This is a genomic window from Streptomyces sp. AC512_CC834, assembly GCF_019049325.1.
Classification (GTDB): Bacteria; Actinomycetota; Actinomycetes; order Streptomycetales; family Streptomycetaceae; genus Streptomyces.
Genome location: NZ_JAGMUO010000034.1, coordinates 232,197 through 254,971 on the forward strand (window position 1 = coordinate 232,197; position 22,775 = coordinate 254,971).

22 protein-coding genes are annotated in these 22,775 nt (G+C 71.3%); 6 read left to right on the top strand and 16 right to left on the bottom strand.

Annotated features, from left to right (window positions below; genetic code table 11):
- Positions 1–174: 174 nt before the first annotated feature.
- The 3 genes from KUM40_RS14265 (at position 175) to KUM40_RS14275 (ending at position 3,202) form a co-directional block, all read left to right on the top strand.
- Positions 175–1,647 (top strand): AlkA N-terminal domain-containing protein, encoded by a 1,473-nt coding sequence (locus KUM40_RS14265; RefSeq protein ID WP_217166477.1) that lies wholly within the window; start codon positions 175–177, stop codon positions 1,645–1,647.
- Positions 1,648–1,676: 29 nt separating this feature from the next.
- Positions 1,677–2,171 (top strand): methylated-DNA--[protein]-cysteine S-methyltransferase, encoded by a 495-nt coding sequence (locus KUM40_RS14270; protein ID WP_308401152.1) that lies wholly within the window; start codon positions 1,677–1,679, stop codon positions 2,169–2,171.
- Between the two features lie 179 nt (positions 2,172–2,350).
- Positions 2,351–3,202 (top strand): LLM class flavin-dependent oxidoreductase, encoded by an 852-nt coding sequence (locus KUM40_RS14275; RefSeq protein ID WP_217166265.1) that lies wholly within the window; start codon positions 2,351–2,353, stop codon positions 3,200–3,202.
- 17 nt (positions 3,203–3,219) lie between these two features.
- On the opposite strand, the gene KUM40_RS14280 is transcribed toward KUM40_RS14275, so the two are convergent.
- Positions 3,220–3,945, bottom strand: coding sequence for a Sir2 family NAD-dependent protein deacetylase (locus KUM40_RS14280; protein WP_217166266.1), 726 nt, complete (start codon positions 3,943–3,945; stop codon positions 3,220–3,222).
- Between the two features lie 40 nt (positions 3,946–3,985).
- Complete coding sequence (locus KUM40_RS14285; protein WP_217166267.1) at positions 3,986–4,480, bottom strand: NUDIX hydrolase; 495 nt, start codon at positions 4,478–4,480, stop codon at positions 3,986–3,988.
- Positions 4,481–4,662: 182 nt separating this feature from the next.
- On the opposite strand from KUM40_RS14285, the gene KUM40_RS14290 reads away from it, so the two are divergent.
- Positions 4,663–5,796 carry a glycerate kinase gene (locus tag KUM40_RS14290; RefSeq protein WP_217166478.1) on the top strand — a complete coding sequence of 378 codons (1,134 nt, stop codon included), beginning with the start codon at positions 4,663–4,665 and terminating at the stop codon, positions 5,794–5,796.
- 210 nt (positions 5,797–6,006) lie between these two features.
- On the opposite strand, the gene pssA is transcribed toward KUM40_RS14290, so the two are convergent.
- From pssA to KUM40_RS14335, 9 genes are all read right to left on the bottom strand, one after another.
- The gene (gene pssA / locus KUM40_RS14295; RefSeq protein WP_217166479.1) at positions 6,007–6,789 is read right to left on the bottom strand and encodes a CDP-diacylglycerol--serine O-phosphatidyltransferase; all 783 of its coding nucleotides are present in this window, start codon (positions 6,787–6,789) and stop codon (positions 6,007–6,009) included.
- Positions 6,790–6,847: 58 nt separating this feature from the next.
- Entirely contained in the window at positions 6,848–7,504 is a 657-nt protein-coding gene (locus KUM40_RS14300) for a phosphatidylserine decarboxylase (protein ID WP_217166268.1), read from the bottom strand.
- A 170-nt stretch (positions 7,505–7,674) separates the two neighbouring features.
- A complete protein-coding gene (locus KUM40_RS14305) occupies positions 7,675–8,880 on the bottom strand; it encodes an acyl-CoA dehydrogenase family protein (RefSeq protein WP_217166269.1) in 1,206 nt (401 codons plus the stop codon).
- Positions 8,881–9,450 (bottom strand): MaoC family dehydratase, encoded by a 570-nt coding sequence (locus KUM40_RS14310; RefSeq protein ID WP_217166270.1) that lies wholly within the window; start codon positions 9,448–9,450, stop codon positions 8,881–8,883. It abuts the gene before it with no gap.
- Between the two features lie 5 nt (positions 9,451–9,455).
- Positions 9,456–10,418 carry a CoA ester lyase gene (locus tag KUM40_RS14315; protein ID WP_217166271.1) on the bottom strand — a complete coding sequence of 321 codons (963 nt, stop codon included), beginning with the start codon at positions 10,416–10,418 and terminating at the stop codon, positions 9,456–9,458.
- Positions 10,415–12,442 carry a protein meaA gene (locus tag KUM40_RS14320; RefSeq protein WP_217166274.1) on the bottom strand — a complete coding sequence of 676 codons (2,028 nt, stop codon included), beginning with the start codon at positions 12,440–12,442 and terminating at the stop codon, positions 10,415–10,417. The genes KUM40_RS14315 and KUM40_RS14320 overlap by 4 nt, the downstream gene beginning before the upstream one ends.
- 10 nt (positions 12,443–12,452) lie before the next feature.
- Positions 12,453–13,796: a crotonyl-CoA carboxylase/reductase gene (gene ccrA / locus KUM40_RS14325; protein ID WP_217166276.1), complete on the bottom strand. Its 1,344-nt coding sequence runs from the start codon at positions 13,794–13,796 to the stop codon at positions 12,453–12,455.
- A 342-nt stretch (positions 13,797–14,138) separates the two neighbouring features.
- The gene (locus KUM40_RS14330; protein WP_217166277.1) at positions 14,139–14,954 is read right to left on the bottom strand and encodes a TetR family transcriptional regulator; all 816 of its coding nucleotides are present in this window, start codon (positions 14,952–14,954) and stop codon (positions 14,139–14,141) included.
- A gap of 163 nt (positions 14,955–15,117) precedes the next feature.
- Positions 15,118–16,923: a 3-hydroxyacyl-CoA dehydrogenase family protein gene (locus tag KUM40_RS14335; protein WP_217166279.1), complete on the bottom strand. Its 1,806-nt coding sequence runs from the start codon at positions 16,921–16,923 to the stop codon at positions 15,118–15,120.
- 426 nt (positions 16,924–17,349) lie between these two features.
- Between KUM40_RS14335 and KUM40_RS14340 the strand changes: the two genes are divergently transcribed.
- Positions 17,350–17,943 carry an adenylosuccinate lyase gene (locus tag KUM40_RS14340; protein WP_217166281.1) on the top strand — a complete coding sequence of 198 codons (594 nt, stop codon included), beginning with the start codon at positions 17,350–17,352 and terminating at the stop codon, positions 17,941–17,943.
- 22 nt (positions 17,944–17,965) lie between these two features.
- On the opposite strand, the gene KUM40_RS14345 is transcribed toward KUM40_RS14340, so the two are convergent.
- From KUM40_RS14345 to KUM40_RS14365, 5 genes are all read right to left on the bottom strand, one after another.
- On the bottom strand, positions 17,966–18,478 hold the full coding sequence (locus KUM40_RS14345) for a GNAT family N-acetyltransferase (protein WP_217166480.1): 513 nt from the start codon (positions 18,476–18,478) through the stop codon (positions 17,966–17,968).
- Positions 18,479–18,504: 26 nt separating this feature from the next.
- Entirely contained in the window at positions 18,505–18,903 is a 399-nt protein-coding gene (locus tag KUM40_RS14350) for a RidA family protein (protein WP_217166283.1), read from the bottom strand.
- A 43-nt stretch (positions 18,904–18,946) separates the two neighbouring features.
- A complete protein-coding gene (locus KUM40_RS14355; protein WP_217166285.1) occupies positions 18,947–20,560 on the bottom strand; it encodes an alpha/beta hydrolase in 1,614 nt (537 codons plus the stop codon).
- A gap of 198 nt (positions 20,561–20,758) precedes the next feature.
- The gene (locus KUM40_RS14360; protein ID WP_217166287.1) at positions 20,759–21,058 is read right to left on the bottom strand and encodes a putative quinol monooxygenase; all 300 of its coding nucleotides are present in this window, start codon (positions 21,056–21,058) and stop codon (positions 20,759–20,761) included.
- Between the two features lie 11 nt (positions 21,059–21,069).
- Entirely contained in the window at positions 21,070–22,107 is a 1,038-nt protein-coding gene (locus KUM40_RS14365) for an Rv2578c family radical SAM protein (RefSeq protein ID WP_217166289.1), read from the bottom strand.
- A 160-nt stretch (positions 22,108–22,267) separates the two neighbouring features.
- Here KUM40_RS14365 and KUM40_RS14370 point away from each other — a divergent pair, with 160 nt between their 5' ends.
- Entirely contained in the window at positions 22,268–22,711 is a 444-nt protein-coding gene (locus KUM40_RS14370) for an SRPBCC family protein (RefSeq protein WP_217166291.1), read from the top strand.
- Positions 22,712–22,775 lie beyond the last annotated feature (64 nt).

The following is a 22,775-nucleotide window of genomic DNA, read 5'->3' on the forward strand; positions in this document are numbered from 1 at the left end:
ACGCAGGCGCGACGGCGGCCGAGTGGGGAGGAGCGGCGGCCGACGGGCACCGCGTGCACGTCGGCCGCGCGCAGACAACGCGATCCGCAGGATCCCAGGAAGCGTGACGTCCATGTCGGATTCCCGCCAGCCGCCGCCCGGCCGGTGGACCATCCTGGACGCATGCAGACGGGAATGCACACCGACACCGAGCGCTGCCTGCGCGCCGTCCGGTCGAAGGACGCGCGGTTCGACGGCTGGTTCTTCACGGCCGTCCTGACGACCGGAATCTACTGCCGGCCCAGTTGCCCGGTGGTACCGCCCAAGCCCGGGAACATGACCTTCCACCCGAGCGCCGCCGCCTGCCAGCAGGCCGGGTTCCGGGCGTGCAAGCGCTGCCGCCCCGACACCAGCCCCGGCTCTCCCGAGTGGAACATGCGCGCCGACCTCACGGCCCGCGCGATGCGGCTGATCGCCGAAGGCGTCGTGGACCGCGAGGGTGTACCCGGCCTCGCCGCCCGCCTCGGCTACAGCACCCGGCAGATCGAACGCCAGTTGCTCGCCGAGCTGGGCGCGGGCCCCCTCGCACTCGCCCGCGCGCAGCGCGCCCAGACCGCCCGGCTGCTCGTCGAGACGACCCCGCTGCCGATGGCGGACATCGCCTTCGCGGCCGGCTTCTCCTCCATCCGCACCTTCAACGACACGGTCCGCGACGTCTACGCGCTCTCCCCGAGCGAACTGCGCACCCGCGCCCCCAGAAGCCGCCTCGCCGGCACCACCCCCGGCACCCTGTCCCTCCGCCTCCCCTTCCGCAGCCCGCTCAACCCGGACAACCTCTTCGGCCACCTCGCCGCCACCGCCGTACCCGGCGTGGAGGAGTGGCGGGACGGCGCGTACCGGCGCACCCTGCGCCTCCCGTACGGTCACGGCATCGTGGCCCTCACCCCGAACCCCGACCACATCGCCTGCCGCCTCACCCTCAGCGACCTGCGCGACCTCACCGTCGCCATCAGCCGCTGCCGGCGCCTGCTCGACCTGGACGCCGACCCGGCGGCCATCGACGACCAACTGCGCGCCGACCCGCTGCTCGCGCCGCTCGTCGACAAGGCGCCCGGCCGGCGGGTACCGCGCACGGTGGACGAGGCGGAGTTCGCCGTACGGGCCGTACTCGGCCAGCAGGTCTCCACCGCCGCCGCCCGCACCCACGCCGCCCGCCTGGTCACCGCGCACGGAGATCCGGTGGACGACCCCGAGGGCGGGCTGACCCACATCTTCCCCTCGACCGAGGCGCTGGCGGCGGTGGACCCGGAGACCCTGGCGATGCCCCGGACCCGCCGGACCACCTTCACCACCCTCGTTGCCCACCTCGCCGACGGCTCCGTCAACCCGGGCGTCGAGAGCGACTGGGCCGAGACCCGCGCCCGGCTCCTCGACCTTCCCGGCTTCGGCCCCTGGACCGCCGACGTCATCGCCATGCGCGCCCTCGGCGACCCCGACGCCTTCCTCCCCACCGACCTCGGCATCCGCCGCGCCGCCGGCGAACTGGGCCTGCCCGCCACGCCGGCCGCGCTCACCGCCCGCGCGGCGGCCTGGCGGCCCTGGCGGGCGTACGCCGTCCAGTACCTGTGGGCGACCGACAGCCACCCGATCAACTTCCTGCCCGTATGAGGCCCGTCCGAGGAGTCGGCGTGAAACCCGTGAAGCAGTACACCGTGATCGACAGCCCCTACGGCGCCCTCACCCTCGTCGCCGAGGACGGCGTCCTGTGCGGCCTCTACATGACCGACCAGCGCCACCGCCCGCCGGAGGAGACCTTCGGCACGGCCGACGACGGGCCGTTCGCCGAGGCGGAGGACCAACTGACGGCGTACTTCGCCGGCGAGCTGAAGGAGTTCACTCTCGACCTGCGCCTGAACGGCACCCCGTTCCAGCGCACGGTCTGGGACCAGCTCCGGAAGATCCCGTACGGGGAGACCCGCACCTACGGCGAACTCGCCGGCGCCCTCGGCAACCCGGCCGCCTCCCGCGCCGTGGGTCTCGCCAACGGCCGCAACCCGATTGGCGTCATCGTCCCCTGCCACCGCGTCATCGGCGCGAGCGGCGGCCTCACCGGCTACGGCGGCGGCCTGGAACGCAAGCAGCGCCTGCTGGACTTCGAACGGGGGACGGCGGGACCGGTGCCGTTGTTCTAGGCAGATGTTCAGGACAAAACGCGTTGCCCGCGCGCCGCGGGGCCCGTTACGCTCACCGGACTTCGAAGACCAGGCTCTCTCGAACGATGCCGCAGATGGGGAGCAGGCCCGCGCACAGCGCGCGGAGCCACGGAGGGGCGGCGCCACTGTTTCGGCATGCCCTCCGGAGGACTACTCCCATGCACATCGGCCTCGGCCTTCCCATCGACGATCCCGCCCTGCTGCTGAGCTGGGCACGGCGCGCCGACGCGCTCCCCTTCAGCACGCTCGGCCTGCTCGACCGGCTCGTCTTCGACAACCCCGAGCCCCTCATCACCCTGGCGACCCTCGCGGGCGCCACCTCCCGTATCCGCCTCCAGACCGAGGTGCTGATCGCCCCGGTCCACAACACCGCGCTGCTCGCCAAGCAGACCGCGACCCTCGACCGGCTGTCGGGCGGCCGCTTCACGCTCGGCATCGGAGTCGGCGGCCGGGCCGACGACTGCCTGGCCGCCGGCATCGACCTCCACCGCCGGGGCCGCCGCCTCGACGAACAGATGGCCCTCCTGCGCCGGACCTGGAACGGCGAGCCCTACGCCCGGGACGTCGGACCGATCGGCCCCCGCCCCGCGACGCCGGGCGGGCCCGAGGTGCTGTTCGGCGGCTTCGCCCCGGCCGCCCTCGAACGGGTCGGCCGCTTCGGCGACGGATTCCTCGGCGCCGCGCTGCCCGCCGCGCACATGGCCGGGCTGTTCCGCGACGTCGAGGCGGTCTGGCGCACCCACGAGCGCCCCGGCCGGCCGCGCCTGGTCGCCCAGGCGAGCGTCGCCCTCGGCCCCGACGGCACGGTGGAGCGTGCCCGGCACAACCTGCTCGACTACTACGCGTTCACCGGGCGCGCCGAGTACATGGCCAAGGGCCTGCTCACCGCCGCGCACGAGATCCGCGGGGCCGTCGACGCCTTCCGCGACATCGGTGCCGACGAGGTCGTGCTCTACTGCTGGTCCTCGGACCTCGACCAGGTCGACCGTCTCGCCGACACCGTGTTCTGACCGGCTGTCCAGGTTCCTCAGCCCAGCCCGCGCAGCAGCTCGGGCAGGGCGGTGCCGATCGGCTCCCGGACCACCTCGTCGGCCAGGTCGTCGTACGGTGTCGGCTCGGCGTTGACGACGACCAGCCGGGCCCCGTGCTCGACGGCCACGCCGGCCAGTCCTGCGGCGGGATGCACCCGGAGGCTGGTGCCGACGGCGACGAACACCTGGCACGCCTTGCTGATGGCGAGCGCCTCGCCCATGACCACCGGGTCGAGGTGCTCGCCGAACATCACGGTCGCCGACTTCAGGATGCCGCCGCACTCCAGGCAGGGCGGGTCGTCCTCCCCGGCCTCGACCCGGGCGAGCGCGTCCTCCATCGGCCCCCGGGCACCGCAGCCCGTGCACACGTAGCCGCGCGCCGTGCCGTGCAGTTCGAGGACCTTGCGGGCGCTCACCCCGGCGAGCTGGTGCAGTCCGTCCACGTTCTGTGTGATCACCCGGACCGGCACCCCGCGCCGTTCCAGCTCGGCCACGGAGCGGTGCGCCGCGTTCGGCTCGGCGTTCAGCGCCCGGTTGTCGCGCCGCATCAGCCAGTAGCGGCGCCTGATCTCCGGATCGCCCATGTAGTACTCGTACGTGACGAGCTTCTCGGCCTCGGGGTCACGCCGCCACAGCCCGTTCGGGCCGCGGTAGTCCGGGATGCCGGAGTCGGTCGAGACGCCGGCACCGCTCAGGATGGCGACGAGGGGCTTGCTGGTCATGCGGCCGAGGGTAGGGCGCCGGTGCGCGACGGGCGAGCGGTTATCGGTCGACCCGCACGCCGTTCTCCAGCTCGGCCGTCCCGGACCCGTCCGCCAGCACGTCCAGCGCGGCCAGCACCCGGCCGTGCAGCGTGCCGAGCAGGTGGCCGCCCAGTTCCTCGCGCGGCACCAGCCGCCAGGACAGCAGCTCCTCCTCCTGCAACCGGATCGCCTTGAAGTCGTCCTCGGACAGGACCCCTCCGTCGTACAGGTACGCCACGATCGGCGGCCGGCCCGTCCCGCTCACCCAGTCCACCGCGAGCAGCCGGCCGATGCGCAGGTCGAGGCCGATCTCCTCGGCGGTCTCCCGCCACGCGCCCTGCCGCGGGGTCTCCCCTTCGTCGGACTCGATCGTCCCGCCGGGCAACGCCCACCCCTCGCGGTAGTTGGGCTCGACGAGCAGCACCCGCCCCGCCGTGTCCCGGAAGACCGCGGCGGCACCGGCGAGGACGCGGGGGAGACCGGCGATGTAGGTGGCGTAGTCAGCAGTGGTCATCCCGAAAGGGTAACGAGCCGGCCCCGGCCCTTGAGCCGCCCGCAGCGGGCGCCCGCCCGGTTCCACGGTGTGGGCGGGGCATGACGACGCGGGTGTCCTCCGGTTAGGGTCGCAGCGGCGCGACTGCCTTGACGTGCGCAAGGCTCGGAGAGCAAGGGGAGAGCAAGGTGGCTGACGCTGCAGTGGACGGCACCCGGCGGGTGCTTGTCGCCGCGGACAAGTTCAAGGGGTCGCTGACGGCCGTGGAGGTCGCCGAGCGCGTCACGGCCGGACTGCGCCGTGTCGTGCCGGACGTCCGGGTCGAGGCGCTGCCCGTCGCCGACGGCGGCGACGGCACGGTGGCCGCCGCGGTCGCGGCCGGGTTCGAGCGCCGGGAGGTACGAGTCACCGGGCCCCTCGGTGACGAGGTGACGGCGGCGTACGCGCTGCGCGAGGGCACCGCGGTCGTGGAGATGGCCGAGGCGAGCGGATTGCAGCGGCTGCCGGCCGGCGTCCTCGCACCGCTGACCGCGTCGACGTACGGCTCGGGTGAGCTGCTGCGGGCCGCGCTGGACGCGGGGGCGCGGACGATCGTGTTCGGGGTCGGCGGCAGCGCCACCACCGACGGCGGCGCGGGGATGCTGTCCGCGCTGGGCGCGCGGTTCCTGGACGGGGCCGGGGCGCCCGTCGCGCCGGGCGGGGGCGGCCTCGCCGGTCTGGTCTCGGCCGACCTGTCCGGCCTCGACCCGCGGCTGTCCGACGTGGAACTGGTGCTCGCCAGCGACGTCGACAATCCGCTGACCGGGCCGAAGGGCGCCCCTGCGGTCTACGGCCCGCAGAAGGGCGCCTCCCCGGACGACGTGCGGGCCCTGGACGCGGCCCTCGCGCACTTCGCGAAGGTGCTGGAGGAGACGGAGAGCGTGGGTGCGCGGGCCGCCGCGTCGCCGGGCGCCGGTGCGGCGGGCGGCATCGGGTTCGGTGCGATGCTGCTCGGGGCGCGGTTCCGGCCGGGCATCGAGGTGATGCTGGACGTGCTCGGCTTCGCGCCGGCGCTGGCACGGGCGGGGCTGGTGATCACGGGGGAGGGCTCGCTGGACGAGCAGACCCTGCACGGCAAGGCCCCGGCGGGCGTCGCGGCTGCGGCGCGGGCCGCGGGCAAGGAGGTCGTCGCGGTGTGCGGGCGGCTGGCGCTGCCTGCGGAGGTGCTGGGGCGGGCCGGGATTCGGCGGGCGTATCCGCTGACGGATGTCGAGCCGGACGTGGCGAAGTGCATCGCGGACGCGGGACCGATTCTGGAGCGGGTGGCGGAGAGCATCGCGCGGGACTTCCTGGCGTAGGGGTGGCCCGGGGAGGCTCTCGCCCCCGCCGCCCCTTCCCTTCCCAGAGGGGGCGGCCCCTTTCCATCCCATCGAGTCGGGTGGTGGGTGGGCATAGGCCCGGGGGTCTGGGGGGCGGAGCCCCCAGCGAGGTCCACACCGGCGCCGGGCGCGCACAAACAGAAGGGCCCCGAACCCAAGCAACCAGGTCCGGGGCCCTTCAAGACGCCGTCACGGCAGTTGCGCCGCCCGCGCCTCCCGCCGATTGTCACGGAAATTGTTCACCCTGCGAGCCGTGGCGAACAGGGGAATCACCGCACCCATCACCAACTGCAACGCACACCCCGTCTGCAGCAGCAACTGCCCGCTCGGCGCCTCGAAGGCCCAGCCGGCCAGCAGCCCCATCGACAGGACGATCCACGCGAGCATCGCCACCGCCAGGCGCCCCCGCGGCTTCGGGTACTCGACCCGGCTCACCATCAGCCAGGCCGTGCCGGTGATGGCGAGCAGCGTGGCCACGAAGGGCAGCTCAAGGAGTACGACGGACACCACCGTCAGCGCCCCGAACGGCGACGGCATGCCCTGGAACGTGCCGTCCTTGACGGTGACGCAGGAGAACCGCGCAAGCCTTAGCACCACCGCCAGCAGCACCACGATCGCCCCCACCGCCGCCACCCGCTGGTAGGCGTCGTCCGCGACCATGCCGTAGACGAGGACGAAGTACGCCGGCGCAAGGCCGAAGCTGATCAGGTCGGAGAGGTTGTCCAGCTCCGCGCCCATGGGCGAGGACCGCAGCTTGCGCGCCACCAGGCCGTCGCACAGGTCGAAGATCGCCGCGCACAGCATCAGGATGACCGCGGTGGCCGCGCTGTGCCGGGCCATGCCCGACTCGTCGCTGCCCATGAGGTGCGGGATGAGGATGCCGGTGGTGGTGAAGTACACCGCCATGAAGCCGCAGGTGGCGTTGCCGAGCGTGAGCGTGTCCGCTATCGACAGGCGCAGCGAGAGCGGCATCTCCTCCTCGTCGTCCAGGTCGTCGGCCTCCGGCACCCACCCGGCCTGGGTCTGTGGATCAACCACGGTCAATTCGAGTCACCCCAGCCACCGTCTTCTGACCCACCTCGACCGCGACCTCCACACCCTCCGGCAGGTACAGGTCGACGCGCGAACCGAAGCGGATCAGGCCGACCCGCTCGCCCTGCTCGACCTTGGTGCCCTGCGGCACGTACGGGACGATGCGGCGGGCCACCGCGCCGGCGATCTGGATCATCTCGATGTCGCCCAGCTCGGTGTCGAAGTGCCACACGACGCGCTCGTTGTTCTCGCTCTCCTTGTTGAAAGCGGGAACGAAACCGCCCGGCACGTGCTCGACCGACGTCACCGTGCCCGCCAGCGGGGCGCGGTTGACGTGGACGTTGAGCGGGCTCATGAAGATCGCGACGCGGGTGCGGCCGTCCTTCCACGGCATGATGCTCTGCACCACACCGTCGGCGGGTGAGATGACCCTGCCCTGGGTGATCTCGCGCTCGGGGTCGCGGAAGAACCACAGCATCCCCGCCGCGAGCGCGGTGGCGGGGACGGCGACGGCCTTGGCGGCGCCGGAGCGGCGGGCACGGAGAAGGCTGACGGCTGCGGTGGCGACGGTCGGCAGAAGCCACGGCGATGCTCCGCGCGCGAGGCGTACGCCGGCGAGGCTGTCGCGAGGTGCAGAGGTTTGGCTGTGGGGCATGGATGACCTTCGTAGCGGATGATGCCGCGCTATGACGGGGGACGGCGGCTTTCCGGCGATCGTAGCGGCTTCCTGCCGCAACTGGGTAAGCCAGGAAGCTGAGTCGGCGGCCGAACTCTGCCTACGGGGTGTGACCTTCTTCTCCACGAAAACACCCCGTATCCGGACATCTAACCCTGGAATCGATACTCTTCGAGCAGTCGGCGGCCGATGATCATTTTCTGGATCTCGGCGGTGCCTTCGCCGATGAGCAGCATCGGCGCCTCGCGGTAGAGGCGCTCGATCTCGTACTCCTTGGAGAAGCCGTATCCGCCGTGGATCCGGAAGGCATCCTCGACGACCTCCTTGCAGTACTCGGAGGCGAGGTACTTGGCCATCCCCGCTTCCAGGTCGTTTCGTTCGCCCGAGTCCTTTTTGCGCGCAGCGTTCACCATCATCGCATGCGCCGCCTCCACCTTGGTAGCCATCTCCGCGAGCTTGAACTGAATGGCCTGGTGCTGGGCGATCTGCTTGCCGAAAGTGTGACGCTGCTGGGCGTACCGGACACCGAGTTCGAAGGCACGCTGAGCGACGCCGCAGCCACGGGCCGCCACGTTGACGCGGCCGACCTCGACACCGTCCATCATTTGGTAAAAACCTCGGCCGGTGGCGCCGCCGAGCACCCGATTGGCCGGAATGCGCAGGCCGTCCATGATCAGCTCGGTGGTGTCGACGCCCTTGTAACCCATCTTGTCGATCTTGCCGGGGATGGTCAGGCCCGGGCGGACCTCGCCGAAACCGGGCTCCTTCTCCACCAGGAAGGTCGTCATCGACTTGTGGGGAGCGGTCCCCTCGGGGTGACCCTCGTCACTCTTCACCAGAACGGCCACCAGCGACGACGTACCGCCGTTCGTCAGCCACATCTTCTGGCCGTTCAGGACGTACTCCTCGCCGTCCTGAACCGCCTTCGAGGAGATCGCCGAGACGTCGGAGCCCAACGCCGGCTCGGACATCGAGAAGGCGCCCCGGATGTCACCGGCGGCCATGCGGGGCAGGAAGTGGTCCTTCTGCTCCTGGGTGCCGTGCTGCTTGAGCATGTACGCCACGATGAAGTGCGTGTTGATGATGCCGGACACCGACATCCAGCCGCGGGCGATCTCCTCCACGCACAGGGCATACGTCAGGAGCGACTCGCCCAGGCCGCCGTACTCCTCGGGAATCATCAGGCCGAACAGGCCCAGTTCCTTCAGCCCGTCGACGATGTCCTGCGGGTACTCGTCCCGGTGCTCCAGCTCGGTGGCGACCGGGATGATCTCCTTGTCCACGAAGTCCCGGACGGTGGAGAGGATCTCCCGCTGGACGTCCGTGAGGCCGTGGGTCTGGGCCAGGCGGCTCATCTACTTCCCCTGTTCCTTCGGCTCGGAAGCGGAGGTGTCGCCCCGGAGGGGCGTCTCTTGAGGGTGGTGGTGGGAGACGGGAGGGCGGCCCGGCTGCTCGCCGCCGCGCTCCTTGATGTACGTCTCGGTCGGCACCATCACCTTGCGGCGGAAGACGCAGACCAGCGTGCCGTCCTGCTTGTAGCCCCTGGTCTCGACGTGCACGATCCCGCGGTCGTTCTTCGACTTCGACGGCCACTTGTCGAGCACGGTCGTCTGGCCGTAGAGCGTGTCGCCGTGGAAGGTCGGCGCCACGTGCCGCAGCGACTCGATCTCCAGGTTGGCGATGGCCTTGCCGGAGACGTCCGGCACCGACATGCCGAGCAGGAGCGAGTAGATGTAGTTGCCCACCACCACGTTCTTGCCGAAGTCCGTCGTCTGCTCGGCGTAGTTGGTGTCCATGTGGAGCGGATGGTGGTTCATGGTGAGCAGACAGAACAGGTGGTCGTCGTACTCCGTGACCGTCTTCCCGGGCCAGTGCTTGTACGTCGCCCCGACCTCGAACTCCTCGTAGGTGCGTCCGAACTGCATCGCCCTCAGCCCTCCGGGATCTCGAACTTCGACGTGCGCCGCATGCCGGCCGCGCGCCCCTTGCCGGAGACCACCAGGGCCATCTTGCGGCTGGCCTCGTCGATCATCTCGTCGCCGAGCATCGCGGAGCCCTTCTTGCCGCCCGCCTCGGACGTGCAGTAGTCGTACGCGTCCAGGATCAGCTCGGCGTGGTCGTAGTCCTCCTGGGAGGGCGAGAAGATCTCGTTGGACGCCTCGACCTGGCCGGGGTGCAGCACCCACTTGCCGTCGAAGCCGAGGGCCGCGGCACGCTGCGCGACCTCGCGGTAGCCGTCCACGTTGCGGATCTGCAGGTAGGGGCCGTCGATCGCCTGGAGGTCGTTCGCACGGGCGGCCATCAGGATCTTCATCAGGATGTAGTGGTAGGCGTCCGCCGGGTAGCCGGGCGGCTGCTCGCCCACGACGAGGGACTTCATGTTGATGGACGCCATGAAGTCGGCCGGGCCGAAGATGATGGTCTCGACCCGCGGGCTCGCCTGCGCGATCTCGTTGACGTTGTTCAGGCCCTGCGCGTTCTCGATCTGCGCCTCGATGCCGATCCGGCCGACCTCGAAGCCCATCGTCTTCTCGATCTGGGTGAGCAGCAGGTCCAGGGCGACGACCTGCTGAGCGTCCTGGACCTTCGGCAGCATGATGCAGTCCAGGTTCGGTCCCGCGCCCTCCACCACCGTCACGACGTCACGGTACGTCCACTCGGTCGTCCAGTCGTTGACGCGCACGACGCGGGTCTTGCCGGTCCAGTCGCCCTCGTTGAGGAACTTGACGATCGTGTGCCGCGCCTCGGGCTTCGCGAGCGGCGCGCAGGCGTCCTCCAGGTCGAGGAAGACCTGGTCCGCCGGCAGTCCCTGGGCCTTCTCCAGGAAGCGGGGGTTCGAGCCCGGTACGGCCAGGCAGGAACGCCGGGGGCGCAGGCGGTTGACGGTCGTCATGCGGGGACCTCCAGGGGGTCGAGCTTGTTCGCGTTCCGGATCTCGTCGACGATCCGGCCGATGATGCCGGTGATGTCGAAGTCCTTCGGGGTGAAGACCGCGGCCACTCCCGCGGCCCGCAGTTCCTCGGCGTCACCGTTCGGGATGATGCCACCGGCGATCACCGGAATGTCTGTGGCACCGGCCACACGGAGCCGTTCGAGCACGTCCGGCACCAGTTGGGCGTGCGAGCCGGACAGGATGGACAGGCCCACCGCGTGCACGTCCTCCGCCAGGGCGGCGTCCACGATCTGCTCCGGGGTGAGCCGGATGCCCTGGTAGACCACCTCGAACCCGGCGTCGCGGGCCCGCACGGCGATCTGCTCGGCGCCGTTGGAGTGGCCGTCCAGGCCGGGCTTGCCGACCAGGAAGCGCAGCTTGCCGACGCCCAGCTCCTTGGCCGTGAGGCCCACCTTGCGACGTACGTCGGACAGGGCGGACCCCTCCTGCGCGGTGACCGCGACCGGCGCCGAGGACACGCCGGTCGGCGCCCGGAACTCGCCGAACACCTCGCGCAGCGCCCCGGCCCACTCGCCGGTCGTGACACCGGCGCGGGCGCACTCCAGGGTGGCCTCCATGAGGTTGGCGGTGCCCTTGGCGGCCTCCTTGAGCTTCTCCAGCGACTTGCAGGGGCGCGGGTGGTTGAAGGGCGGCTGGTAACGGGTGTCGCGCCAGTTCTCGAGCGAGGCGATGACACGGGCCTCCACGGCCGGGTCGACCGTCTGGATCGCGGTGTCCAGGTCGGCGGTCAGCGGGTTGGGCTCGGTGCCCTCGAAGGCGTTGACACCGATGATCTTCTCCTCGCCGGACTCGATCCGGGCCCGGCGCTCGGCGTGCGAGGCGACCAGGTGCGACTTGAGGTACCCGGACTCGACGGCCGCCATCGCGCCGCCCATGTCCTGGATGCGCTCGATCTCGGCGAGCGACTCCTCGACCAGCTCCGTCACCTTCGCCTCGACGACCTTCGAGCCCTCGAAGAGGTCGCCGTACTCCAGCAGGTCGCTCTCGTAGGCCAGCACCTGCTGGATGCGCAGCGACCACTGCTGGTCCCAGGGGCGGGGCAGCCCCAGCGCCTCGTTCCAGGCCGGCAACTGCACGGCACGCGCGCGTGCGTCCTTCGAGAGGGTCACGGCCAGCATCTCGAGCACGATCCGCTGGACGTTGTTCTCCGGCTGCGCCTCGGTCAGGCCGAGGGAGTTGACCTGGACGCCGTAGCGGAAGCGGCGGTGCTTGGGATCCTCGATGCCGTAGCGCTCGCGGGTGACGCGGTCCCAGATGCGGCCGAAGGCGCGCATCTTGCACATCTCCTCGACGAAGCGGACACCCGCGTTCACGAAGAAGGAGATGCGGCCCACCACGTCGCCCATGCGCTCCTGCGGCACCTGGCCGCTGTCGCGCACCGCGTCGAGGACGGCGATCGCGGTGGACATCGCGTAGGCGATCTCCTGCACCGGCGTGGCGCCCGCCTCCTGCAGGTGGTAGCTGCAGATGTTGATCGGATTCCACTTCGGGAGGTGCGAGACCGTGTACGCGATCATGTCGGTCGTCAGGCGCAGCGACGGACCCGGCGGGAAGACGTGCGTCCCCCGGGACAGGTACTCCTTGACGATGTCGTTCTGCGTCGTGCCCTGGAGCCGGGTGATGTCCGCGCCCTGCTCCTCGGCGACGACCTGGTAGAGCGCCAGCAGCCACATGGCCGTGGCGTTGATGGTCATCGAGGTGTTCATCTGCTCCAGCGGGATGTCCTGGAACAGCCGGCGCATGTCACCGACGTGTGCGACGGGCACGCCGACCCGGCCCACCTCGCCGCGGGCGAGGATGTGGTCGGAGTCGTAGCCGGTCTGGGTCGGCAGGTCGAAGGCGACCGACAGACCCGTCTGGCCCTTGTCGAGGTTGCGCCGGTACAGCTCGTTGGACGCCTCGGCCGTGGAGTGACCGGCGTAGGTCCGCATCAACCACGGCCGGTCCTTGTGACGATCGGTCATGCGGCGCTCCTCAGATGTTCCGGAAGCGGTTGATGGCGTCGACGTGCCGGGCGCGCATCTCCTCGTCGCGCACACCCAGGCCCTCCTCGGGCGCCAGGCACAGCACGCCGACCTTGCCCTGGTGGAGGTTGCGGTGGACGTCGTACGCCGCCTGGCCGGTCTCCTCCAGCGAGTAGACCCGCGAGAGCGTCGGGTGGATCTTCCCCTTGGCGATGAGCCGGTTGGCCTCCCAGGCCTCGCGGTAGTTGGCGAAGTGGGAGCCGATGATGCGCTTGAGGGACATCCACAGGTAGCGGTTGTCGTACTCGTGCATGTAGCCCGAGGTCGAGGCGCAGGTGGTGATGGTGCCGCCCTTGCGGGTGACGAAGACGGAGGCGCCGAAGGTCTCGCGGCCGGGGTGCTCGAAGACGATGTCGATGTCCTCGCCGCCGGTGAACTCGCGGATGCGCTTGCCGAAGCGCTTCCACTCCTTCGGGTCCTGGGTGTGCTCGTCCTTCCAGAACCGGTACCCCTCGGCGTTGCGGTCGATGATCGCCTCGGCGCCCATCGCCCGGCAGATGTCCGCCTTCTGCTCGCTGGAGACGACGCAGATCGGGTTGGCGCCGCCGGCGAGGGCGAACTGGGTGGCGTACGAGCCGAGTCCGCCGCTCGCACCCCAGATGAGCACGTTGTCGCCCTGCTTCATGTCGGCGCCGTTGCGGGAGACCAGTTGGCGGTACGCGGTGGAGTTGACCAGCCCCGGGGCGGCGGCCTCCTCCCAGCTCAGGTGGCGGGGCTTCGGCATGAGCTGGTTGGACTTGACCAGCGCGATCTCGGCGAGGCCGCCGAAGTTTGTCTCGAAGCCCCAGATGCGCTGCTCGGGGTCGAGCATCGTGTCGTTGTGGCCGTCGGACGACTCCAGCTCGACGGAGAGGCAGTGCGCGACGACCTCGTCGCCGGGCTGCCAGGCGTTGACGCCCGGGCCGGTGCGCAGGACGACGCCGGCCAGGTCGGAGCCGATGACGTGGTACGGCAGGTCGTGGCGCCTGGTCAGCTCACTGACCCGGCCGTAGCGCTCCAGGAACCCGAAGGTGGGCATCGGCTCGAAGATCGAGGTCCACACCGAGTTGTAATTGACCGAGGAGGCCATGACGGCCACCAGGGCCTCGCCGGGGCCCAGCTCGGGCACCGGCACCTCGTCCAGGTGGATCGACTTGCGGGGGTCCTTGTCGCGGGTTTCGAGGCCCGCGAACATCTCCGTCTCGTCCTTGTGCACGGTGATCGCGCGGTACGACTCGGGGAGCGGCAGAGCGGCGATGTCGGCCGGCGTGGATGCGGGCGACTGGATCGCGTCCAGGATGTCCTTCACGGTCACGGTGTTGCCTCCGGCGGTGAGCGCCCTGAGGGAGGGGCGCCGATGGGTACGTCGGTGCTGCAGAGGGTCGGTGTTGGTGAAAGTGCCTGTGACGCAGGCGTTCGGGCGCGCAGGGGATGAGTGCGGGGACAGCCCGGACACCTTCAACGTATGACACCGCGTGTCACCTCGCAAGGCACTGAGTGCCAGAACCTGTACTCAGATGAAATCTTTACGCAACAGATGAGCGATGATCGATCGAATCGTCTCTCGCCGGAGTGGGAACAAACGTGAAAAAGGGGCGCCGGCATGCAAAAACGGCCACCCGGTGGGTGGCCGTCGTCACAGCGGAGCGGGAGCGGCTCAGCGCTCCTTGAGCGCCTGCTCGATGGTGCGCATCACCTCGTGCAGCGGCGCGTCCGTGCGCGCCACCGTCACCAGCACCTCGCCCCGCACGGAGGCCGAGGACGCGGCCGGCCGCGCCGTCGAGGCCGTACTGCGCCCCGCCCCGATGCCCGTGCCGAACGTCTTCCGCACGATCGCGAAGGCGTGATCCAGCTCCGTCTCCACATCGCCCTGCCCGTCGGCCCGCAGCCAGCGCCGCAGCACGTGGTTGTGCGCGGTGACCACGGCGGACGCGGCGACCTCCGCCAGCAGCGGGTCGTCGTTGGCGTCGTCGTCGTGCGCGTGCTCGTCGAAGTGGCCGAGCAGATAGCGGGTGAACAGCCGCTCGTAACGGGCCACCGACGCGATCTCCGCCTCGCGCAGGGTGGGCACCTCGCGCGTCAGCTTGTAGCGGGCGACCGAGATCTCGGGCCGGGCCGCGTACATCTTCATGACTTCCTTGATGCCGCGGCACACCGTGTCGAGCGGATGCTCGTGCGCCGGCGCCGCGTTGAGCACCGCCTCGGCGCGCACCAGGGTGTCGTCGTGGTCCGGGAAGATCGCCTCTTCCTTGGAACGGAAGTGACGGAAGAAGGTGCGTCGGGCGACCCCGGCCCGGGCCGCGATCTCGTCGACGGTGGTCGCCTCGTACCCCTTGGCCGCGAACAGCTCCATCGCCGCCGCCGCCAGTTCCCGGCGCATTTTGAGCCGCTGGGCGGCGGCCCGGCTGCCGGCCGCGCTCTCCGGCGCGTCGGACGTGGCTGAGGTACGTGAGGACTTGGCGGGCTGGGACATGACCCGAACGTACTGCATGTGTGCGCAATCATGCGCGTGACCGGGGATTCCCCCGCCCGCGCGGGGCGGGGGAGAACAGCCCGCCGCGGGCGGGGGAGACCCGGCCGGATCGAGCAGTCCGCCCCAGTCCTCCTCCTCGGACCGGAACCCGTCGCCCGGTCGCTCAGCGGCGGGCATGTTCGCGGAAGCCGCGGCCCGTCTTGCGGCCGAGGCAGCCCGCGGCCACCAGATGCTCGAGCAGCGGTGCCGGGGCCAGCCCCGGGTCGCGGAACTCCCGGTGCAGGACCTTCTCGATGGCGAGCGACACGTCGAGCCCGACCACGTCGAGCAGCTCGAAGGGGCCCATCGGGTAGCCGCCGCCCAGCTTCATCGCCGCGTCGATGTCGTCGAGCGTCGCGTAGTGCTCCTGCACCATCTTGACCGCGTTGTTGAGGTACGGGAACAGCAGCGCGTTCACGATGAACCCGGCCCGGTCACCGCAGTCCACGGCGTGCTTGCGGACCTTGGCGCACACCTCGTGGACGGTGGCGTGCACGTCGTCCGCCGTCAGCACGGTGCGGACCACCTCGACCAGCTTCATGGCCGGCGCCGGGTTGAAGAAGTGCATGCCGATCACGTCCTGCGGGCGCGAGGTGGCGCGGGCGCAGGCGACGACCGGCAGGGAGGACGTCGTGGTGGCCAGCACCGCGCCCGGCCTGCAGACCTTGTCCAGCGTGGCGAAGAGCTGCCGCTTCACCTCCAGGTCCTCGGCGACCGCCTCGACGGCCAGGTCGACGTCGGCGAAGTCGTCGTACGTCCCCGTCGGCGTGATCCGCTCCAGCGTCCGCGCGGCGGCCTCGGCGGTCAGCCGGCCCTTGTCCACGCCGCGCGCCAGGGACTTGCCGATCCGGGCCTTGGCCGTCCGCGCCTTCTCCGCGCTGCGCGCGGCCAGCACCACCTCATACCCGGCCTTGGCGAACACCTCCGCGATGCCGGACGCCATGGTGCCCGAACCGGCCACGCCCACCGCGCCGACCGGGCGCCCGGCGACCGGGTCGCCGCCCTCGCGCGGGGTCAGGGCGTCCGGCACGACGACCGCGCTGCCCGGCGCCTCGTAGGTGTAGAAGCCGCGCCCCGCCTTGCGTCCCGTCAGGCCCGCCTCGCTGAGCTGCCTGAGGATCGGCGCCGGGGCGTGCAGCCGGTCGCGGGAGGCGGCGTACATGGCCTCCAGGACCGTACGCGCCGTGTCGACGCCGACCAGGTCGAGCAGGGCCAGCGGCCCCATCGGCAGCCCGCAGCCGAGCCGCATCGCGGCGTCGATGTCCTCGCGGGAGGCGTAGTTCGCCTCGTACATCGCTGCGGCCTGGTTGAGATAGCCGAACAGCAGGCCGTCCGCGACGAACCCGGGCCGGTCCCCGACGGCGACGGGCTCCTTGCCGAGGTCGAGGGCGAGGTCGGTGACGGCCGCGACGGCGGCCGGCGCGGTCAGCACCGAGGAGACCACCTCGACCAGCTTCATCGCCGGTGCCGGGTTGAAGAAGTGCAGGCCGAGCACGCGCTCCGGGCGGGCCGAGTCGGCGGCCAGCCGCGTGACGGACAGGGCGTTGGTGCCGGTCGCCAGGATGGTCTGCGGGCGCACGATCCCGTCCAGCTCCCGCAAGACCTGCTGCTTGACCTCGTACGTCTCCGGGACCACCTCGATCACCAGGTCGGCGTCGGCCGCCGCCCGCAGGTCGGTGGAGGTGTCGAAGCGCCCCAGGGCGCCGGCGCGCTCCTGCTCGGTCAGGCGCCCGCGCTCCACGGCCCGGGCGGTGGAGGACTCCAGCGCGGCGACCGCCCTGGCGGCCTGCGCCTCGCTGACGTCGACGCCGACGACGGCCCGGCCGGCCCTGGCGAGGACCTCGGCGATGCCGGTGCCCATCGTGCCGAGGCCGACGACGGCAATGGTCCGGAACGGGGACAGAGGGGTGTCGGACAGGGGAGTGGCCATCGCGGGACTCCAGGAATGAGGGTGACGACGGGAACACGCCCGGTTGCGCCGAGGGCGCACCGGGTGCGTGAGGAGAGGAAAAGGGAGTGCGGGTGCCGCCGGGCCGACCGGCGCACACGCCCGGTGCCGTCGCGGAGGGCGTGCACACGCCCGCCGGGCGGCGGTGTCCGACCGGCCCTGTCCCGAGGCCGAGCCGTACGTGCGGTACCAGGGGTACCTGGCACCTGGGGCACCTGGGGCACCTGGGGTACCTGGGGTACCGAACCGACTGCTCTCCCGGTGGCCGTGTCACCAGACCACCGTGAGGAGTTGCTGCGAGTGGGTGACTCGCTCGTCTGAGGTTAACTCGCCGGTAACGAGCGCGCCAGCCCCCGGTGTTCGTGATGTACGTCCCACGCCCGGCGTGACGCCCCTAACCTCGGTGTCATGGACGAAGAGTTGCGAGTGCTCACGGAGCGCTTACGGGCCGAGTCGGCGGCATCGGGCGCTCCGGGTGCCTCGGCGGCGTACGACCGTCTCGTGGCGACCGGGGACCACGACGAGCTGGCCGGGGTGCTCGGCGAGCCGGGACATCCGCTCTGGGCCCGGGAACTGGCCGCCTTCCGGCTGGGCGTCGCGGGGGACCGGCGGGCCTTCGAGTCCCTCGTGCTGCTGCTGAACCACCGCGACCCACCGCGCTGCGCCGCCGCCGCCCACGCCCTGGCCCGCCTCGGCGACCCGCGCACCGCCCGCGCCGCCGCCGCCCTCGCCACCAACGAACTGCGGGTCGCCTACGCCCTGCACCCGGTGCGGCTGCTGGTCGAGCTGCGGTCCCCCGAGGCGGTGCCCGCCCTGATCACCACGCTGGAGCGCCGGCTGCGCCCGCACGACCCGTACCGGCGCGTGGCGCTCGCCTGCGTCGAGGGGCTCGGCGCCCTCGGCGACGACCGGGCGGGACCCGTACTGAACGACGCGCTCGCCCACCCGGCGCTGGCCCAGGCGGCGGTGCGGGCGCTGGCGCGCATCCCGGGACAGCGGTGAACGGCCAGCCGGTCCAGTCGGCTCAGTCGGCTCGGCCGGTCAGGTCGGTGGCGTACCGGACCTCCGGCACCTCGGCCCCCTCCACCTCGAAGGGCTCCTCGGTGCCGTCCGCACCGAAACCGGACCGTTCGTAGAACCGCCGGGCGCGGGCGTTGCCCTTGAGCACCCACAGGAGCATGCGCGCGTGCCCGGCGGTCGCGCACCGGCGCACCGACTCCCGGAGCAGGGCCTGCCCGACGCCGGTGCCGAACCGCCCGGTGTCGACGTAGAGGGCGTACAACTCGGCGTCGGCGGTGCGTTGTTCACCGTCCCGGTAGGGGCCGTGGCAGGCCCAGCCGACGACTTCACCGCCGGCGTCCTCGGCGACCAGGTTCACCACGTCGTGCGGAGCCCGCTCGAACAAGGCGCGGCGGCGCCCGGCGTCCTCGGCGGCGTCCAGGGCGTCGAGGTACTGCTGCGGCATCAGGCCGCGGTAGGCGGTCCGCCAGCCCCGGACACGGATCTCCGACACCCGGCCGCAGTCGGCCAACGTCATCTCCCGCACCCGCACCGGCGAGCTGCTCACGGGGCCACGACCGCGAACGCCTCGATCTCCATGAGGAACTCCGGCCGGACCAGCGCGGCCACCTGCACCGCCGAGGCGGCGGGCAGCCGGTCGTCGGGTATGTGCTCGGCGCGGGCCGCGCGGATCGCGGCCATGTGCGCCACGTCCGTGACGAAGAAGGTCAGCTTCACCACGTCGTCGAAGGTCGCTCCGGCCGCGGCCAGACACCGGCGCAGGTTCTCGAAGACCTGGCGGGCCTGGACCGCGGCGTCGCCCTCGCCGACCACCTTGCCGTCCTCGTCCAGGGCGAGCTGCCCCGAGACGGCCACGAACCGTCCGGTGCCGAGGACGACATGGGTGTACTGGGCGGCGGGCGCGACGCCCTCGGGAGCGGAGATCCTGGTCAGCTCACTCATGCGTCCATCCTGGACCACGGCACTGACAACACTCCCCCGAGGGTCAGCGCCGGAAGCCCAGCAGCCCGTGCAGGGTCGAACCGCGTGAGGACGTCGAAGCCGCCTTGGACTCCAGCGGCTTCGGGTCGGGCAGCGCCGGGCACACCGCGTCCGCCTCGCCGTCGCCGCGCGGTACGGTGCCGTCGGTCAGGTACGCGGCCAGGTGCTCGTCCAGGCAGGCGTTCCCGCTCAGCGTGATGCCGTGGTTCCCGCCGCCCTCCTCGACCACCAGGCTCGAGCCGCGCAGCAGCCGGTGCGCGGTGACGCCGCCCTCGTACGGGGTGGCCGCGTCGCCCGTCGCCTGGAACAGCAGCACCGGGGGCAGTTCACCGTTGGTGACGTCCACCGGCCGCCGGGGCTCCGTGGGCCAGAACGCGCACGGCGCGTTGTACCAGACGTTGTTCCACACCATGAACGGCGCCTTCTCGTACACGTCCCAGTTGTCGTCGCGCCACTCGTCCCAGTCCCGCGGCCAGCCGGCGTCGCGGCACTGCACCGCGGTGTACACGCTGTAGCCGTTGTCCCCGGACGCGTCCAGCGCGCCGAAGTTGTCGTACGCCTCCACGAGCGGGTCGGGGTCCCGGTCGTTGACGTACGAGGCGAACGCCTCCGCCAGGTAGGGCCAGTAGCCGTTGTAGTAGCCGCCGGGGATGAAGGTGTCCTCCAGCTCCGAGGCGCCGACCTTCCCTCCCGCGGGCTCCTTCGCCAGCGCCGCCCGCATTGCGTACCAGGCGGACTCGATCCGCTCCGGGTCGGTGCCAAGACCGTACGCCGCGTCGTGCTCGGCGATCCAGGCGAGGAACGCGCGGTGGCGGTCGTTGAAGGCGAGGTCCTGGTTGAGGTTGGCGTCGTACCAGACGTCGGTCGGATCGACGACGGAGTCCAGGACCAGGCGCCGTACCCGGTCCGGGTGGAGCTTGGCGTAGACGGCGCCCAGGTAGGTGCCGTACGAGTACCCGAAGTAGTTGATCTTCTGTGAGCCGAGCGCCTCGCGGATCACGTCCAGGTCCCGCGCGGCGCTGACCGTGTCGATGTACGGCAAGACGTCCGCGTACTTCTTCCCGCAGGCGTCGGCGAAGGACTTCGCGCGCGTGAGGTTGGCCCGTTCGACCTCCGGCGTGTCCGGCAGCGATTCGGGACGCACCGGGTCGAAGTGGCCCGGCCGGCAGTCCAGCGCCGGGGTGCTCTTTCCCACACCGCGCGGGTCGAAGCCGATGACGTCGTACTGGGCCGCCACCTTCTCGGGCAGCGAGGACGCCACGAAGCCGGCGAGCGTCAGCCCGCTGCCGCCGGGACCGCCGGGGTTCACCAGCAGAGGGCCCTGGTACTTCTCGGCGGTGTGCGGGACGCGGGACAGCGCCAGGGTGAGCTGTCTGCCGCGCGGCCGCGCGTGGTCGAGCGGCACCTCGACGGAGGCGCACTGGAGCGTCGGGTAGTCGTCCGTCGCGCACTTCTTCCAGTGCAGGTCCGCGGCGGGCGCGGTGGACGCGACGGATGTGACGGACGCGGTGGACGCCGTCCGTAGGGGCCGCGGTGCGCTCGCGTCGGCGGGAACGGCCGTGACGGTCCCGGCGGCGATGACGGCGGCGCCGCACAGCACGGCTGCGCGTTGTCTCATGGCGTCCTCCAGGACTCCCGGGACGGAGAGGCTGCGGGTCGGTCCGCGCGGTGCGCGGTCCTCGCCGCATCGTCCCGGGGAGCGCTCCCCGAAGAACACGTTCAGTCGATACTTGACCCAATTGGGCCGGAAGAAGCCCTCCAATGCGCAGGGGCGAGCGCTCGTGGTCGCATGCTCGTGGACGAGCCGGTGCGGCCGTCAGAGCCCGAGGCCGCCCGCGACCGAGACCTCCTGCTTGGTGAACTTCCCCGTCAGCATCGGCATGGCCCTACCGACGGCGTCCTTCGCCTCGGGCAGTTCCAGCGAGGCGTCGTGATGAGCCTTGGTCTTCCACACCTCGGTCACCCAGACCGTCGTCTCGTCGTCGTCGGACAGGCCCACGACGTAGAGGTCGCACCCCGCTTCCCGCAGACCGTCGGCGGCGCTCAGGAGGATGGAGACGACATCGTCGCGGAAACCGGCCCGGGTCTCCATGGACGCGATGCAGCCGTAGGTCATGCGGGCACCTCTCAGATGAGTGAAAGCTGGATCGGCTCGGATGTTACGGGCTGGACCGGGTCCGGCTCGGCGATCCGCCTCGGCATCCCCGCGCGCGTGGGTCCGATGCCGTACTCGCGGGCCAGGTCGTGCACCTGACGCGTGATCCGGCGCTGGTACCACTTCGGGGCGTAGGCGCCCTCCGCGTACAGCCGCTCGTAGCGGCGCACCAGGTGCGGGTGGTGCTGTGCGAGCCAGGCCATGAACCACTCCCGGGCGCCCGGCCGCAGATGCAGCACCAGGGGTGTCACCGACGTGGCGCCGGCGGCGGCGATCGCCCGCACGGTCGCGCGCAGTTGGGCCGGTTCGTCGCCGAGGAAGGGGATGACCGGCGCCATCAGCACGCCGCAGCCGATGCCGCGCTCGCCGAGGGCCCGTACGACCTCCAGCCGGCGTTCCGGCGCCGGGGTGCCCGGCTCCACGGTGCGCCACAGCTCCTCGTCGGTGAAGCCGACGGACACCGAGATGCCCACGTCCGTCACCCGTGCCGCCCGCGTCAGCAGGTCCAGGTCGCGCAGGATCAGCGTGCCCTTGGTCAGGATCGAGAAGGGGTTGGCCCGCTCGGTGAGGGCCTCGATGATGCCCGGCATCAGCCGGTAGCGGCCCTCGGCGCGCTGGTAGCAGTCGACGTTGGTGCCCATCGCGACGTGCTCGCCCTGCCAGCGGCGCGAGGCCAGTTGGCGGCGCAGCAGTTCGGGCGCGTTCACCTTGACGACGATCTGGGAGTCGAAGCCGAGTCCCGTGTCGAGGTCGAGGTAGCTGTGCGTCTTCCTCGCGAAGCAGTAGACGCACGCGTGCGTGCAGCCCCGGTAGGGGTTCACCGTCCACTCGAACGGCATGCGCGAGGCCCCCGGCACCCGGTTGAGGATCGAGCGGGCCCGCACCTCGTGGAAGGTGATGCCTCTGAACTCGGGCGTGTCGAAGGTGCGGGTGGTGACGGCGTCCGCGCCGAACAGGGCGGTGTCCGCCGCCCGGGCGTGGTCGGAGTCCGTGAGGTTCTCCCAGCGCATTGAGGCCTCCTCGGTAGCACTGTCTGACACAATAGAACACTTGTTCCCTTGATCGTGCGGGTGAGTCGTGCGAGGCCGCTTCACGCCCCCCGATTTGGTGGCCGGGCGGCGGGGTGGTTGGCTTGCCCCGACCCCGAGAACCAGGCCCTGGAGGAACCCGATGGCGCAGGTCGAGGCGGAGACGGAGCGGATCGTCGCAGCCGACGCGGAGAAGGTGTTCGACACCCTCGCCGACTACAGCGGCACCCGCGAGAAGCTGCTGCCCGAGCACTTCAGCGAGTACGAGGTCCGTGAGGGCGGCGACGGCGAGGGCACCCTCGTGCACTGGAAGCTCCAGGCCACCAGCAAGCGCGTCCGTGACTGCCTGCTGGAGGTCGCCGAGCCGACCGACGGCGAGCTGGTCGAGAAGGACCGCAACTCCTCCATGGTCACCACCTGGCGGGTCACCCCGGCGGGCGAGGGCAAGTCTCGGGTCGTCGTCACCACCACCTGGCAGGGCGCCGGCGGCGTCGGCGGGTTCTTCGAGAAGACCTTCGCGCCCAAGGGGCTCGCCCGGATCTACGACGCCATGCTCGCCAAGCTCGCCACCGAGGTCGAGAAGTAGCCAAAGGGCAGGCAAGGGGCGGTCGTTGGCCGCCTCACCGGTTCGAGTGATCTCCGCGCGAACC

Excerpts from the sequence above, each read along its gene's own strand:
- KUM40_RS14265 (WP_217166477.1), top strand. The coding sequence starts at position 175 with ATGCACACCGACACCGAGCGCTGCCTGCGCGCCGTCCGGTCGAAGGAC.
- KUM40_RS14275 (WP_217166265.1), top strand. The coding sequence starts at position 2,351 with ATGCACATCGGCCTCGGCCTTCCCATCGACGATCCCGCCCTGCTGCTG.
- KUM40_RS14280 (WP_217166266.1), bottom strand. The coding sequence starts at position 3,945 with ATGACCAGCAAGCCCCTCGTCGCCATCCTGAGCGGTGCCGGCGTCTCG.
- KUM40_RS14285 (WP_217166267.1), bottom strand. The coding sequence starts at position 4,480 with ATGACCACTGCTGACTACGCCACCTACATCGCCGGTCTCCCCCGCGTC.
- pssA (WP_217166479.1), bottom strand. The coding sequence starts at position 6,789 with ATGCCGCTCTCGCTGCGCCTGTCGATAGCGGACACGCTCACGCTCGGC.
- KUM40_RS14300 (WP_217166268.1), bottom strand. The coding sequence starts at position 7,504 with ATGCCCCACAGCCAAACCTCTGCACCTCGCGACAGCCTCGCCGGCGTA.
- KUM40_RS14305 (WP_217166269.1), bottom strand. The coding sequence starts at position 8,880 with ATGAGCCGCCTGGCCCAGACCCACGGCCTCACGGACGTCCAGCGGGAG.
- KUM40_RS14310 (WP_217166270.1), bottom strand. The coding sequence starts at position 9,450 with ATGCAGTTCGGACGCACCTACGAGGAGTTCGAGGTCGGGGCGACGTAC.
- KUM40_RS14315 (WP_217166271.1), bottom strand. The coding sequence starts at position 10,418 with ATGACGACCGTCAACCGCCTGCGCCCCCGGCGTTCCTGCCTGGCCGTA.
- KUM40_RS14320 (WP_217166274.1), bottom strand. The coding sequence starts at position 12,442 with ATGACCGATCGTCACAAGGACCGGCCGTGGTTGATGCGGACCTACGCC.
- KUM40_RS14330 (WP_217166277.1), bottom strand. The coding sequence starts at position 14,954 with ATGTCCCAGCCCGCCAAGTCCTCACGTACCTCAGCCACGTCCGACGCG.
- KUM40_RS14335 (WP_217166279.1), bottom strand. The coding sequence starts at position 16,923 with ATGGCCACTCCCCTGTCCGACACCCCTCTGTCCCCGTTCCGGACCATT.
- KUM40_RS14340 (WP_217166281.1), top strand. The coding sequence starts at position 17,350 with ATGGACGAAGAGTTGCGAGTGCTCACGGAGCGCTTACGGGCCGAGTCG.
- KUM40_RS14345 (WP_217166480.1), bottom strand. The coding sequence starts at position 18,478 with ATGACGTTGGCCGACTGCGGCCGGGTGTCGGAGATCCGTGTCCGGGGC.
- KUM40_RS14350 (WP_217166283.1), bottom strand. The coding sequence starts at position 18,903 with ATGAGTGAGCTGACCAGGATCTCCGCTCCCGAGGGCGTCGCGCCCGCC.
- KUM40_RS14355 (WP_217166285.1), bottom strand. The coding sequence starts at position 20,560 with ATGAGACAACGCGCAGCCGTGCTGTGCGGCGCCGCCGTCATCGCCGCC.
- KUM40_RS14360 (WP_217166287.1), bottom strand. The coding sequence starts at position 21,058 with ATGACCTACGGCTGCATCGCGTCCATGGAGACCCGGGCCGGTTTCCGC.
- KUM40_RS14365 (WP_217166289.1), bottom strand. The coding sequence starts at position 22,107 with ATGCGCTGGGAGAACCTCACGGACTCCGACCACGCCCGGGCGGCGGAC.
- KUM40_RS14370 (WP_217166291.1), top strand. The coding sequence starts at position 22,268 with ATGGCGCAGGTCGAGGCGGAGACGGAGCGGATCGTCGCAGCCGACGCG.